The 13,339-nt window shown below is 71.6% G+C and carries 12 protein-coding genes; 4 read left to right on the top strand and 8 right to left on the bottom strand.

The window, feature by feature from the left end:
- Positions 1–16 precede the first annotated feature (16 nt).
- Positions 17–1,429 carry an amidase gene (locus tag ACWENQ_RS11215; protein ID WP_452413922.1) on the top strand — a complete coding sequence of 471 codons (1,413 nt, stop codon included), beginning with the start codon at positions 17–19 and terminating at the stop codon, positions 1,427–1,429.
- Between the two features lie 24 nt (positions 1,430–1,453).
- Entirely contained in the window at positions 1,454–3,073 is a 1,620-nt protein-coding gene (locus ACWENQ_RS11210) for a flavin monoamine oxidase family protein (protein ID WP_452413921.1), read from the top strand.
- A gap of 186 nt (positions 3,074–3,259) precedes the next feature.
- On the opposite strand, the gene ACWENQ_RS11205 is transcribed toward ACWENQ_RS11210, so the two are convergent.
- The 3 genes from ACWENQ_RS11205 to ACWENQ_RS11195 all read right to left on the bottom strand — a co-directional run bounded on the left by ACWENQ_RS11205 (position 3,260) and on the right by ACWENQ_RS11195 (position 7,697).
- Positions 3,260–5,494, bottom strand: a complete 2,235-nt coding sequence (locus ACWENQ_RS11205; RefSeq protein ID WP_452413920.1) for a M9 family metallopeptidase — start codon at positions 5,492–5,494, stop codon at positions 3,260–3,262.
- A gap of 227 nt (positions 5,495–5,721) precedes the next feature.
- On the bottom strand, positions 5,722–6,375 hold the full coding sequence (locus ACWENQ_RS11200; protein ID WP_452413918.1) for a response regulator: 654 nt from the start codon (positions 6,373–6,375) through the stop codon (positions 5,722–5,724).
- Positions 6,372–7,697 (bottom strand): sensor histidine kinase, encoded by a 1,326-nt coding sequence (locus ACWENQ_RS11195; protein ID WP_452413916.1) that lies wholly within the window; start codon positions 7,695–7,697, stop codon positions 6,372–6,374. The genes ACWENQ_RS11200 and ACWENQ_RS11195 overlap by 4 nt, the downstream gene beginning before the upstream one ends.
- 141 nt (positions 7,698–7,838) lie before the next feature.
- Between ACWENQ_RS11195 and ACWENQ_RS11190 the strand changes: the two genes are divergently transcribed.
- Both ACWENQ_RS11190 and ACWENQ_RS11185 read left to right on the top strand, forming a co-directional pair.
- Positions 7,839–9,347 (top strand): alpha/beta hydrolase, encoded by a 1,509-nt coding sequence (locus tag ACWENQ_RS11190; protein ID WP_452413914.1) that lies wholly within the window; start codon positions 7,839–7,841, stop codon positions 9,345–9,347.
- Between the two features lie 147 nt (positions 9,348–9,494).
- Complete coding sequence (locus tag ACWENQ_RS11185; RefSeq protein WP_449927408.1) at positions 9,495–9,803, top strand: DUF6355 family natural product biosynthesis protein; 309 nt, start codon at positions 9,495–9,497, stop codon at positions 9,801–9,803.
- Between the two features lie 55 nt (positions 9,804–9,858).
- Here ACWENQ_RS11185 and ACWENQ_RS11180 read toward each other — a convergent pair whose 3' ends face one another.
- The 5 genes from ACWENQ_RS11180 to ACWENQ_RS11160 form a co-directional block, all read right to left on the bottom strand.
- Positions 9,859–10,122 carry a hypothetical protein gene (locus tag ACWENQ_RS11180; protein WP_354907301.1) on the bottom strand — a complete coding sequence of 88 codons (264 nt, stop codon included), beginning with the start codon at positions 10,120–10,122 and terminating at the stop codon, positions 9,859–9,861.
- A 93-nt stretch (positions 10,123–10,215) separates the two neighbouring features.
- On the bottom strand, positions 10,216–11,046 hold the full coding sequence (locus tag ACWENQ_RS11175; RefSeq protein ID WP_354907300.1) for a helix-turn-helix domain-containing protein: 831 nt from the start codon (positions 11,044–11,046) through the stop codon (positions 10,216–10,218).
- Between the two features lie 67 nt (positions 11,047–11,113).
- Complete coding sequence (locus ACWENQ_RS11170) at positions 11,114–11,317, bottom strand: hypothetical protein (protein WP_354907299.1); 204 nt, start codon at positions 11,315–11,317, stop codon at positions 11,114–11,116.
- Between the two features lie 134 nt (positions 11,318–11,451).
- Positions 11,452–12,462: a phosphotransferase family protein gene (locus ACWENQ_RS11165; RefSeq protein WP_452413913.1), complete on the bottom strand. Its 1,011-nt coding sequence runs from the start codon at positions 12,460–12,462 to the stop codon at positions 11,452–11,454.
- A 31-nt stretch (positions 12,463–12,493) separates the two neighbouring features.
- Entirely contained in the window at positions 12,494–13,318 is an 825-nt protein-coding gene (locus ACWENQ_RS11160) for a GNAT family N-acetyltransferase (RefSeq protein WP_452413911.1), read from the bottom strand.
- Positions 13,319–13,339: the final 21 nt, after the last annotated feature.

Here is a 13,339-nt window from a genome sequence, read left to right as displayed (position 1 = left end):
CCCTTGGAGCATTCCCTTGAACCCTTTTGACTCCGCCTTCTCCCTCGCCGAGGCGGTCCGCACGCGCGAGCTCAGCCCCGTCGAGATCGTCGAGACGTACCTGGACCGCATCGACCGGTACGACGCCGAGGTCGGGGCGTTCGTCTGGCGCGACGACACGCAGGTCCGAGCCGCCGCGCGCGAGGCCGAGCGCGCCCTCGACTCGGGAGCGGACCTGCCGCCCTTCCACGGGGTCCCCATCCCCATCAAGGACCTGACGCAGGTGGCCGGGCAGCCCGCCACCTACGGCACCTTCGGCGCGACCGACGCGCCCCGCAGCGTGACAGAACCGGTGGTCGAACGGCTCCTCGACGCCGGTTTCCTGCTCATGGGACGGACCAACAGCCCCGACATGGGTCTGCTGTCCACGACCGACAACTCGCGGCACGGCCACACGCGCAATCCGTGGAACCCTGCCTGCTCGCCGGGCGGCTCCAGCGGTGGCGCGGCGGCGGCGGTGGCCGCCGGGCTGGCCCCCGTCGCGCACGCCAACGACGGTGGCGGCTCGATCCGGATGCCCTCCTCCAGCTGCGGCCTGGTGGGGCTGAAACCGAGCCGCGGCCGGGTGCCCCAGTACGTGGCCTCCTGGGAGCACGCCACCGTCGAGGGAGCGATCACGCGGACCACGCGGGACGCCGCCGCGCTGCTCGACGTCATGAGCGTTCCCGACGACCTGGTGATGTACCGGGCGCCCGCGCCCCACCGCCCCTACGCCCACGAAGTCGGCGCGCCTGCCGGCCGGCTGCGCGTCGGCCTGCTCCTGGAGGCCCCGACCGGCCTGCCCGTCGACCCCGTCTGCGCCGCCGCCGCCGAACACACCGGACGGCTGCTGGCCTCGCTCGGCCACGACGTGTACCCCGCCGCTCCTCGCTTCTTCACCCCGGAGGCCGTGTTCGCCTACACCAACCTCGTCCTCGACGCCGCCCTCTGGGCTTCGCCGTACGACGAGCCCGAGCGGGCCGAACCCCACCTGCGGCACCGGATGAAGCGGGCCGCGGCCCGCCACTCCGGACAGTACGTGCGGGCGGCAGGCCTGCTCCAGCAGGAGTCGGTCGCGGTCCGCGCCCAGTGGGGCCGGGACTTCGACGTGCTGCTCACCCCGACCATGGCCTGCCCGCCACCCCCGGTCGGCGCGGTGCTCGCCGAGGCCAACGCCGATCCGGACGGGCCACGCGTCACCGAAACCCAGATGATCTCCTTCACCGCGGTCTGCAACATCACCGGGCTGCCCGCGATCAGCGTCCCGACCTTCACCGCCCCCGACGGCCTGCCGATCGGCAGCCAGCTCATCGCCGGGCCGTGGGACGAGGCGACGCTGATCCGGCTGGCGTCCGCGCTGGAGGAACTCGACGGCTGGCCGTACCGCCATCCCGCCCGCTTCCTGCCATGACCACCACTGTGAAAGGAGCCGCACATGGCACGCACCCCGTTAACCCGCTTCCTCAGGAACCTCTACCGTGATCACCAGGTAGCGGCGGCGCGCGGAGTCCCCGCCACCGAGCTGGGCCCGGTGGCTCAGCCGTCCCGGCGCGCGTTCCTCGGCGGCGCCGCCGCGGCCGGAGCGGCCGCGGTGCTGGCCGGGCCCACCTGGCCCGCCCGCGCCGCCACCGGCCCGCGGATCGCGGTCATCGGCGCGGGCATCGCGGGCCTCACCGCCGCGCTGCGCCTGGCCGACCACGGGATCGCCGCGACGGTCTACGAGGCCGACACCCGCGTCGGCGGGCGCATGTACTCCAACAGCACCTACTGGGCCGACGGCCAGGTCTCCGAGTGGGGCGGCGAGCTCATCGACACCCACCACCAGGTCATCCAGGCCCTCGCCACCCGGTTCGGCCTGCCGCTGGACGACATGCGCGCCGCCGAACCCGCCGGTTCGACGGAGACGTTCTGGATCGACGGCGCCTACTACCCCTACGCGACGGCCGGCGCCGACTTCGCGCCGGTCCACGACGCGATCCGCCGTGACCTCGTCGGATTCCGCTGGCCCAGCTGGGACACCCCAACTCCGCCGAAGGTCGCCGCACTGTCCAACATGACCACCTACGAGTGGATCGAGACCCGTGTCCCCGGCGGTCACCGGTCCCGCCTCGGCCGGCTCTTCGAGGTGGCCTTCACCACGCAGTTCGGCATGCCCACCGACGAGAGCTCCGCCCTCGGCATCCTCGTGACGCTCGCCGATCAGCCGTCCACCGGCCAGTTCTCGCTGTTCGGCGCGAGCGACGGCCGCTTCCACATCCGCGGCGGCAACCAGCGCCTCCCGCTGGCCGTGCAGGCGGCGCTGCCGTCCGGGACGGTCCGCACCGGATGGCGGCTGGAAGCGGTGGCCGTCGCCGCCTCCGGCGCCCAGACCCTGGTCTTCGACGTCGACGGCGTGACCATATCTGTCACCGCCGACCACACGATCCTCGCGGTCCCCCAGGGGGTTCTGCAGCGGCTGGACCTGTCGGCCGCCCGGTTCGACAGCCGCAAACGCGCCGCGATCGCCGCCCTGCCCATGGGCCGCTCCACCAAGATCTCGCTCCAGTTCGGCGGCAGGCTGTGGAACACCCCCGGGCCGTGGGGTCTGGCGACGGGCAACTCGATGTCGGAGAGCGGCTACCAGACCTCCTGGGAGTCCACCCGGGCCCAGCCGGGCGCCTGCGGCATCCTCACCGACTTCACCGGCGCCGACCACGCTGCGGGCTTCTGCCCGGCCGCGCCGTTCACCACCGCGGCCAGCCCCAGGACCGCCGCCTACGCGCGAAGCGTCCTCGATCAGTTCAACACCGTCTTCCCCGGCCTCGACCGGGAGTGGAACGGCCGGGCCACCCTGGCGGCCTGGCACCTCAACCCGTACTCCTACGGCGCCTACGCCGGCCTACCGACCGCCTACTACCAGTACTACGGCGGCTACGAAGGGGTGCGCCAGGGCAACGTCCACTTCGCCGGCGAGCACACCTCCGAGAACGCCGGCGGCTACATGGAGGGCGGCGCGGACTCCGGCCTGCGGGCGGCCGACGAGATCCTCGGCGACCTCGGCGTCACGACCTCCTGACCGCTGCTCGCTGACGCGGCTGTCCGCTGATCGACCGGCCGGCCTCCCGACCGGCGGGGCCGGGTCCCGGCCGGCCTCCCGACCGGCGGGGCCGGGTCGTCGGTGGACGGCCGCATCCGCTCGGATCACCGTCGATGCCGACGAGACAAGCGCCTCCCCGTCGCGGGGAGGCGCTTGGCGGACAGGTCAGTACTCGGTCGTGAGGCGTACGCCGCTGAAGTCGGACACGCCGTGCAGGCTGATGAAGTTGTCGGTGCCCGGCGCGAGGTCGGTCACCGTCAGGGTCTCGCTGTTGTCAGGGTTCGTGGACCGGCTCTGGTGGGCTTGCGTCGTGGCCCATGCGCTCTTGTTGAAATAGAGGTCGGCGTTTCCGCTGCCGCCACTCGCGGTGATCTTGAGCTGTGTCACCCCTTCGGGGATCCTGATGTAGAAGTAGGCGTAGTCGCCCTTGACCGCCGTGATGTCGGTGCGGGTGCAGTCACGGCCCATGGCTCTGGTGTCGGGGGCGCTACAGGGCGTGGACGGATCCTGCTCGCCGCCGCAGGCGCCCGCGGCGCACTCGGTGAGCCAGGCGTCGAAACCGGCGTCGTGGTCCAGGGACTTCAGGAACGTGCGGGCGGTGTCCCACTCGCCCTTGCGGTAGTGCCCCAGCAAGGTCGTCACCTCGGCCGGGTTCTTCTCGAACATGTAGCGCACCGCGAGGTAGCCCCACGGGTAGACGCGGGTCTGGCCGTCGCCGTACGCCGTGTCGAACAGCGTGCTCAGCCGGTAGGTGCGCTTGCCCGCCTCGGCGGCGGCGTTGGCGTTGTCGAGCTCGCGGTAGGAGTACGACACGTACTCCGCCACCCCCTCGACCCACCAGACCGTCGGCGTCTTCATGCCTTCGCCGAAGTCGCCGAACATGTCGAACCGGCCGTCGAGGTAGTGGGTGTACTCGTGGTTGAGGTTCCAGATCTCGAAGTCGGGACGCGCCCACTCGGCCTCGTAGGCGATGAACCTGGGCTGGTTGCCTGCCGCGGCCGGGTCGCCCTCGAGGTACATGCCGCCGTTGTTGGTGTCGATGCCGTAGATCACCCCGGCGTAGGTCTGGTAGTCGGTGGAGGAGTTGAAGACGACCACCTCGAGGCTGGTGTTGTTGTCGTCCGCGACCGGCCCGGAGTCCTTGACGAGGTTGTGGAAGAAGGCGTCCTGGCTCTGGAGGCTGGTGCAGGCTCCGGCGAGCTGTTCGGGGGTGATCTCCTGACCCAGGATGCGCAACGACGAGCCGCAGGTGTGGGCGACCGGCAGCACTGCTTCCTTCACCCGCTTCTGCAGGTCACAGACTCCGTAGTCGCCGCAGTGGGCCTTGTCGTAGGCGTCGGCCATCTCGGCCAGGCCCACCCACAGCCGCGCGGTCGGCCCCGAGATCGAGGTCTGCCCGAGCAGCGAGATCACCTTCGGCTTGGCCGTGTCCAGCAGCGTGGCGTGCTGGAGGAAGCGGCCGAGTTCCCGGCCCGCGTTCGCGGTGAGGAACGCGGACTCCGTGCCGAGCAGATCCAGGTGCTCGGCGGCGAAGTCGTGCAGGGCGTCCAGCACGCTGGTGTCGGCCTGCACGGCCGTGACGAACTCCGGCACCTGGTGGCCGCGGAACAGCACGGTGAAGACCGAGTTGACCGCGTTGCGCATCCACCACAGCTCGTTGTAGGAGCTGTCGTAGGCCTTGAGGAAGCGCTTCACGACCGGCAGGAAGGCGGCGTTCTGCTGGGCGCTGTCGATCAGGACGATCGACTCGCTGAGCGTCTCACCGTTGGCTTCGGTGACGTCGCCCGAGTGGCTGTTGGCGAAGAACGCCTCGAGCGCGGGTCTGATCGCGTTCTTGAGCGCGTCGCCGTAGGGGCCGACGTCGTCGGGGTGGTACCACTGCACGAAGTAGCCCGCACGGAGGTAGAGCACGAGCTGCGCGGTCGACGTGCTGTTGTCACCGGGGTAGCCGGTGGCGTTGGCGCGGTAGGCGTTGGCGACCGTGACCATCTGGGACTCGGCGAAGGCGCCGCGCGCGTCGCCGCCGGTCAGGGTGAACAGGGTGTTGACGCACCTGGTGTCGGCCGCTTTGATCGCCGCCACCAGCGCATCGCCGGTCTTGCCGGTGAACTCCGAGATCACGCACTCGCCGGCGGCTTTCCTGCGCAGCGACGGCCGTTTGTCGGTCTTCAGCGTGTGGGGGGCGTCGTAGTCGCGGCGGGCCTCGTCGCCGGACGCGGGCAGCGGGGGCCGCTCGTCGACCGGCAGCGGCTTGGCCTGCCGATGGTCAGGTTCGCCGCCGAAGTCACGTACGGGCGGGGGGTCCGTTCGGCCCGCCGTCGCGACGGCGCGGGCCGGGGTGGGGGTGTGAGTCGCCGCGATCGCGGTGGCCGGCATGCTCTGCGCCGTCAACGTGATCAAGGCAGCGAGGACTAATGGGGTGGCGATCCGCATCACCGCTCCTGGGGGGATTGGGGGTTGGTCCGTAGGGGTGCTGTTCGGGCCAACTTCACGGTGTGATATGTAAAATGTCACATTGGGTATGTCATGGCAAGAGTCAATTTATGAACGTTCATACCACCACGTCACAGCGGCCGACCGGCGTCGGGGACCCCGTCCCCGCCGCTCCGCCGCCACCGGAGCGGTGGTCAGCTGAGACCGCTCCGGTAGGCGAAGACGACGGCCTGCACTCTGTCGCGCAGTTCGAGCTTCTGCAGGATCCGGCCCAGATGGGTCTTCACGGTCGCCTCGGCGACGTGGAGCTCCCTGGCGATCTCGGTGTTGGACAGGCCGCGGGCCACTTCGGCGAGCACCTCGCGTTCGCGCCTGGTCAGCAGCCGCAGCCGTTCCTGCCGGGTCGCTTCGGCACCGGTGGGCAGCCGGTGGGCGAACGTCTCCAGCAGGCGGCGGGTCACGCGCGGCGACACCACGGCCTCACCGGCGGCGACCTCGCGGATGGCAGCGAGCAGCTGTTCCGGCCTGGCGTTCTTGAGCAGGAATCCGGACGCCCCGGCCCGCAGCCCGGCGAAGGCGTACTCGTCGAGGTCGAAGGTGGTCAGGATGAGGACGCGGGCGGGCAGGCGGTCGGCGGCGATCCGGCGGGTGGCCTCGACGCCGTCGCAGCCCGGCATGCGCACGTCCATCAGCACGACGTCGGGCCGCAGCCGCCGCGCCAGCCGTACGGCCTCGGCGCCGTCGGCGGCCTCGCCGATCACCTCCATGTCGTCCTGCGTGCCCAGGACCATGGTGAAGGCCATGCGCAGCAGCGGCTCGTCGTCGGCGAGCAGGAGGCGGATCGTCACGGCGCCGCCGTGCCGAGGTCGAGGGTGGCGCGGACCTGCCAGCCACGGCCGGGCAGCGGCCCTGCCGCCACCGTCCCGCCGTAGGCGCAGGCCCGCTCGCGCATGCCGATGATCCCGTGGCCGGCCGCCCGTACGGGAGCACGGCCGGAAGCAGTGCCCGAAGCAGTGCCGGAAGCAGGGCTGGAAGTACGGCCGGAAGCAGGGCTGGAAGCACGGCTGGGGACACGGCTGGGGGCACGGCCATGAGCGGGGCCGCCGGTGTGGCCGTCGTCGGTGACCTCCACCGTGACGGAGGTGGGCGAGCAGTCCACCACCACCTCGGCGCGCGTGCCCGGCGGCGCGTGTTTGAGCGTGTTGGTCAGCGCCTCCTGGACCAGCCGGAAAACGGTCAGCTGGGCCCCAGGGGAGACGAGAGCCGGGTCGCCGCGCAGGTCGAGCCGGGTGGGCAGCCCGGCGGCGCGCATCTGCCCGGCCAGGTGGTCGAGCTGGGCGATGCCGGGCATCGGGTCAGCGGGCGGCGCCTCCTCGCCTCCGCGGCCGGCCTCGCCTCCGTCGCCGGTCCCGCCTCTGCGGCCGGCCTCCCCTCCGTAGCCCGCCTCGCCTGCGTACCCCGCCTCGCCTCCGTGGCCCGTCGCGCCTCCGTGGCCGGCCTCGGCGGCGCGCAGGATGCCGAGCGTGCGCCGCATGTCGGTCAGCGCCTGCCGTCCGGTCTCCGCGATCTGGCGTACGGCGGCCGCTGCCGTGGCGGGCGCGCCTTCCTGCGCGTACGCGGCGGCGTCGGCCAGCGCGACCATGACCGACAGGTTGTGGGTGACGACGTCGTGGATCTCACGCGCGATGCGGGCGCGCTCGTCGGCCACGCGCTCGCGGGCCAGCCGCGCCGCGCGCTCTGCCCGGATCCGCGCGTTCACGCCGGCGATGGTGACGGCGGCGGCGACGGCCGTCAGGAAGACCGCCGAGGGCAGGAAGCTGCCGTACGGCGCGGCCCACCGTACCGAGGCCAGCACGACGCCGGCCTCCAGCACCAGCCATGCGGCCAGGGTGTGCCGCCAGGCGGAGCGCGCGGCCACGGTGTACACGGCGACCAGCAGCGCCACGTCCGTCACCAGCTGGACACCGGCCAGCCACTGGGCGAAGGCCGCCGCGCAGACGGCGCAGAACACGCTCACCGGTGCCCGCCTCCGCCATACGAGCGGCAGCGCCAGCGCCACGTGCAGGAGCAGCGGCCCGGCCGGGTCCCGGTAGACCGCGGCGTTGAAACCCGCTCCGGCGAGGAAGACGGCGCCCGCCACCGCCACGTCGAACAGCAGTGGCCGATTCATGGTCGCACCCTAGCGGCCGCGGGGAGCGGCCCGCGTCATACCGCAGTCGTACTTTCCCAGGTCAGCGCCGGTGCTCGGGAGCCGGGACGACCCCACCGCGGGCTGATGTGCGGTGATCGCCGCCGCATCTAGCGTCGTGGCATGCGCACAAGACACATGGGCCTGGCGATCCTGCTGGCCGGGATGACGCTGACGGCGGCGCCGCCCGCCCACGCGGACGTCCGGCAGATCACCTGGCACCGCTGCCAGAACGGCCAGGACGACGAGGCCGGCAAGCAGCTCGACGAGGCGGGCGCCCAGTGCGGTGAGCTCGCTGTCCCGCTCGACCACCGCCGTCCCGGCGGCCGGACCATCACGATCGCCATGTCCCGCTTCAAGGCCACCGATCCCGCGCGCAGGCGCGGCACGCTGCTGTACAACCCCGGCGGGCCGGGCGTGCCCGCGCTCTCCCTGGTGCTGCGGGTCAGGCAGGTGGCGCCCGCTGTCGCGGCGCGCTACGACCTGATCGGGATGGATCCGCGCTTCGTCGGCCGTAGCAGCCCGCTGAACTGCGGCTGGAGCACCGTGGCCGTCGGCTCGGCCGGTCCTGACCGGCGTGGCTTCGAGCACGGAGCGGCACTGGCCAGGCAGATGGCGGGGCGCTGTGCCGTCCACGCGGACCTGCTGCCGTACGCCTCCACCCGCAACACGGCCAGGGACATGGACGCGATCAGGGCCGCGCTGGGCGAGGAGCGCATCTCCTACCTCGGCTCCTCGTACGGCACCTACCTCGGCGCGGTGTACCTGCAACTGTTCCCCAGGCGCGCGGACCGCTTCGTGCTCGACAGCGCCGTGGACACCGACCTGTTCGGGCCCGACCTGAGCCGGACGCAGGGGCCCGCCGTCAACGCGGCCCTGCGCGCCTGGGCGGCGTGGGCGGCCCGCCACGACCGGCGCTATCACCTGGGCGCCACCACGGCCGCCGTCCTGGCCACGGTGGACGAGATCGTCACGGCCGCCGACCGCGCCCCACTGCGGATCGGCCGGCACCAGGCCGACGCCCGGGTGCTGCCGCTGATCCTGTTCGCCGTCACCGCGGGGGACGACGACGCCTCCTACGGCGCCTTCGCCGCCGACGTCCGCGTGCTGAGCCAGGCCGCGCGCGGTCGCCAGGTCACTGCGACACCCGTGCTGGAGCAGGTGCTGGCCGGCCTGGCGGCGCCGGACGCCGACGGTTCGGCGAGCGCGCAGACCGCGATCATGTGCGCCGACCGGGCGGCCTCGCGTGATCCTGAGACGTACTACCGCGACATCCAGGCCCATCGCCGTGACGAGCCGGTCTTCGGGGCGCTCACCCGCAACCTGACGCCGTGCTCGTTCTGGCCTGCCGCGCCCGCCGAACCGCCGGTCAGGGTCGCCAATGACGTGCCCGTTCTGATGGTCGGCGCCACCGGCGATCCCGGTGCCCCGTACACGGGACAGCTTGTCACCCATCGGGCGCTGAGCGGCTCCCGGCTGGTCACGGTGCGCGGCGCCTTCCGCCACACGGTGTACGGCGGGCTCTTCGCGCCCAGGAACGCGTGCGTGGACGAGACGGTCAACCGCTATCTGGCCGACGGGGTGTTCCCGGCCAAGGACATGACCTGCCCCGAGCCGCATTCCGCCAGGTAGGCGGTGGTGAGGAGGTGCGGCCGGGCGGACAGCGGCCGTGCGTGACCGGCATGAACCGCGGCGAGGCAGCAGAGGAAACCCCGTTTACAAGTTGTAGTCATCTCGTTACGGTGTGTAAGTCAATGATCCTCTGGCGGAAGGCAGGACATGGCGTTCAGGACGCTCATCACCCTCGCGGCCGCGGCGGCGTTCGCCGTCACCCCCCTCACCCCCGTCTGGGCGGGTACGGTGACCGCCGCCCAGTGCGGCTACATACCGAGGACGCTCACCGACGACCCGGCCTACGAGCACTGCGCGACCGACACCAACGTGTGGATCCGCGTCGACCGGCTCTTCCGCGGCGACTACGAGCGCTGCGTGGGTCCCGGCCGGACCAAGCTCGACAAGGACGCGGTCGGCGCGTGGTACATCGGCCAGCTGTGCTCCCACCCCGGCGACACGCGCGGGGTGAGCTGACCGGCGTTCGCCGGTGGCCGAGGGCGGGCGGATCGAGGCGCCGTCCGCCCGAGGGTCAGGCGGGAAGGGCGGCCAGCAGGTAGGCCAGGCGGGCCGCGGCGCTGTCGACGTCGTCGACGGTGCCGAGCCGGTAGCCCCAGGAGGTGACGAAGGCGCCCTCGGGCGAGCAGGTGACGGTCTCGGCCAGGGTGAGCGAGAAGCGGTTGACCACGGAGACGAATGCCGGGTCGCTGGCCAGTGCGAGGCTCTGCACGCGCAGGTCGGCGTGGGTGCCGGCCGCCCTGGCGAATACCTCGAGGCACAGCATGGTGTCCAGCATCGTGCATCACCTCCGCATCAACTGGCGCTAGAGTTGCACGATCTTGGTCCGAAATGCAAGCAATTGTCGCGACAAATGTGCGGATTGTTTGACTTATCCGTTAAGGATGCGCATGATCAGCGCGCGGCCCGCCTCGTCGAACTCCGCCACCTTGCAGTAGTCCTCGAACAGGCGGCCGTAGAAGCCGATCTCATGGAGCTCGGTGAGCCGCACCTCCTTGGTGCGCGTCGGCACCAGCACGATCTCGTCGTCGAACATCCAGAAGCCGGTGATCGGCGCCGACGGCATCTCGTGCTCGAAGGGGATGATGCCGAGCCGCACGTTGGGCAGCGTGCTGACCGCGAGCAGCCGGTCGTACTGGCCGCGCATCACGTGGTCGGGGGCCATCCTGGTGCGCAGCGCCCCCTCCGTCATGACGAAGCGGAACGTGCGCGAGGGATCGTAGAGGATCTCCTGCCGCTGCATGCGCACGCGGACGGAGACGTCGACCGCCTCGCTGGTCTGGAAGGCGTGCTTGAGGCGGAGCAGCACGTTGCGGGCGTACTCGGCGGTCTGCAGCAGGCCCAGGACGATGCCGCCCTCGAAGACCCGCATCGCCGTGGCCTTCGACTCCATCTCGCGGATGTCCTCCTGGATGGAGGCCATGCCGCCGCGGTCCTGCTGGCCCCAGTCGGCCTGGCGCACGCCGAGGGAGACGGCCAGCGCGAGCAGTTCGTCGATGCCGTCGGCCGGCGCGCCGACGGCCTCCGCCCAGGCCAGGACGTCCTCCTCGGTGGCCGTCTGGCGGGCGTTCTCCAGTCGCGAGACCTTGGAGGCCTGCCACTGCAGCCGGGCTGCCAGGTCCTTGCCGGACAGCTTGGCCGTCTCGCGTAATTGCCGCAATCGCAGCCCGAGGTCGATGCGCGCCTGCTGGAACGTCGTCACGCCGACAGAGAGTAGCCCCGGGCTCGGCTGTCGAACCAGGGGCAGTTTCGCAATCGTGATCAAGCGGTCAGAGCACGCGGCGGGCGATGTCGACCAGCAGCTCGCGTGGCACTTCCACCGCCCCTTCGCCGTCGAGGACGTCCCTGAGGTCGGCCAACGCCTCCGGATCGGTGACCTGCAGGCCCTGGACGACGATGGTGCCGCGGTCGGTCTCGTAGAGGGTGGGGCAGGCGCCGCCCTCCGACGTGGATCCGAGGAACCGCATGCGCATGATGATCCTTCCCCGAACTGCTCGACAATTGCGCGCAATTGTAGGGGGTGGACGTCTGTTTAGACCGAAAAATCGCCGTATTTGGTCTTAAGTGGTGGTCAGTGGGTCTCCTATCCGCGGGCCGGCCGGGACGCCTACCGCGACATCCAGCTCTGCGCGCCGGCGAACAGGTCGAGCGCCGTCTGATGCAGGAGGTCGCCGATGTCCTTGGGTGTCCTGCCCGCGCAGGCGCGCGCGTGCGTGCCCTCCAGGACGATGCCGAGCTTGAAGCAGGCCATGACCACGTACCAGTCGACCGCCGACAGATCCCGCTCGGACAACTCGGCGTAGCAGGCGATCAGCTCCTCGGGCGCGGGCAGTCCGGGCACCTGCTCGCGCGCCGACGGCAGGGTGGCCACCAGCCAGCCGAGGTCGAGCAGGGGGTCGCCGATCGTGCACATCTCCCAGTCGACGATCGCGGCCACCCACGGCCCCTCGCGGGAGTACATCAGGTTGGCCAGGTGGTAGTCGCCGTGCATGATCCCCGGGGTGAACGTCGCGGGTCTGTTGCGCTCCAGCCACTCGGCCGTCTCGCGCAGCCGGGGGATCCGCGGGCCGGGGTAGCCGTCCAGCCTGCCGTACGAGTCGAGCTCGCCCATCCAGCGCGGCACCTGCCGTTCGAGGAACCCCTCGGGTCGGCCGAAGCCGGGCAGCACGTCGGGGGAGACCCTGCCGAGCGAGGCGAGCGCGACCGCCGCCTCCAGCCCCATCCGCTGCCTGATCACCGGATCGGAGGCGTGGGGCTCGGGCAGGCCGAGTGTCGGGTTGACGCCGTCGACCGGCTCCATCAGGTAGAAGACCGGCTCGCGGGCCGTCTGCGCGGCGACCAGTCGCGGCGCGGGCACGTCCGTGCCGCGCAGCGCCGCCAGCACCCGCGCCTCACGGCGCAGCGCCTCGTTGCTCTTCGCCCGCGCGTGCTGCGGCGGCCTGCGCAGCACGTACGGCACGCCGCCGCGCTCGAAGCGCACCATGACGTTCTGGGTGCCGCCCTGGACCGGCCGGACGTTCTCCAGGCGCCCGCCCGGCAGCCCCTCGGCGTCCATCCACGTGCCGAGCGCGTCGAAGTCGATCAGGCTGACGTCGATGTGCGAAGAGCTCGATGCCATCCCAGAACCGAACCATGTTCTGGTTTTCGGGTCAACCCAGCGCCTGCATCGTCGGCGTGAACAGGCGCGTGAAGTCGCCCGGCAGATCGCCCCCGTGGACCATCGCGGTGGTGGTGAAGAAGTGGCCCACGCCGTTGGCCTCCGCCCACGCCACCAGCTCCGGGTGGCGCACGTCGAGATCGAGACGCACCGGCAGCTCGGCGCCCGCCACCAGGTCGGCGATGAGCTCGCGTGCGGTGGCGGGGTCGTCGGCCACGACCGGACCGACCGCGAGCGTGTCGTCGTTGCGCCACACGCCGCCGAACCCGGTCAGCTCGCCGTCGCGCTCGGCCACCCTGACCCGTTCGTGGAAGACCGGCATCGCGCGCAGTACCGCCGAGCGGTCGGCGCCGAAGCGCCCGGCGTCGAAGGCGACGACAGCCTCCAGGTCGGCGGGGTCCTTCACCTCGCGGGTGGTACCAGACGCCTGGCCGGTGAAGCGGCCCCGGTGGGTGACGACGGGGGTGACCGTGCGGAAACCGGCCTGCTCGTAGAGGAGGCGGCCGTTCTCGGTCGCGTGCAGCGAGACCGTCCTGCCGCTCGCCCGCCGCATCACGTGGTCCATGAGCCCGCGGGCCAGACCCTGCCTGGCGTACCTGGTGGCGGTGAGGACCATGCTGATCACGGCGTGGTCGTCGCCGTACAGGGTGACGATGTTGGTGGCGGCCAGGCCGTCGCCGTCGGGGGCGTCGATGCCGTAGGCCTCGCCGACCTCCAGCAGGAAGCGCCACTTGTGCCGCTCGGGGCCCCAGTCGCGGCTCACGGCGAGGGCGGCGCAGGCGTCGAGGTCGGAGTCGTCGAGGCGGCGGATCTGCATGCGGTTCACCTTGGCGGACGC

This window comes from Nonomuraea sp. NPDC004354, from assembly GCF_053602555.1.
This window is presented reverse-complemented; position numbering and strand designations above follow the sequence as displayed.

What these genes read in the sequence shown, in the direction of transcription:
- ACWENQ_RS11185 (WP_449927408.1), top strand. Translation starts at nt 9,495, where the DNA reads ATGGCGTTCAGGACGCTCATCACCCTCGCGGCCGCGGCGGCGTTCGCC.
- ACWENQ_RS11170 (WP_354907299.1), bottom strand. Translation starts at nt 11,317, where the DNA reads ATGCGCATGCGGTTCCTCGGATCCACGTCGGAGGGCGGCGCCTGCCCC.
- ACWENQ_RS11195 (WP_452413916.1), bottom strand. Translation starts at nt 7,697, where the DNA reads ATGAATCGGCCACTGCTGTTCGACGTGGCGGTGGCGGGCGCCGTCTTC.
- ACWENQ_RS11210 (WP_452413921.1), top strand. Translation starts at nt 1,454, where the DNA reads ATGGCACGCACCCCGTTAACCCGCTTCCTCAGGAACCTCTACCGTGAT.
- ACWENQ_RS11165 (WP_452413913.1), bottom strand. Translation starts at nt 12,462, where the DNA reads ATGGCATCGAGCTCTTCGCACATCGACGTCAGCCTGATCGACTTCGAC.
- ACWENQ_RS11160 (WP_452413911.1), bottom strand. Translation starts at nt 13,318, where the DNA reads ATGCAGATCCGCCGCCTCGACGACTCCGACCTCGACGCCTGCGCCGCC.
- ACWENQ_RS11190 (WP_452413914.1), top strand. Translation starts at nt 7,839, where the DNA reads ATGCGCACAAGACACATGGGCCTGGCGATCCTGCTGGCCGGGATGACG.
- ACWENQ_RS11180 (WP_354907301.1), bottom strand. Translation starts at nt 10,122, where the DNA reads ATGCTGGACACCATGCTGTGCCTCGAGGTATTCGCCAGGGCGGCCGGC.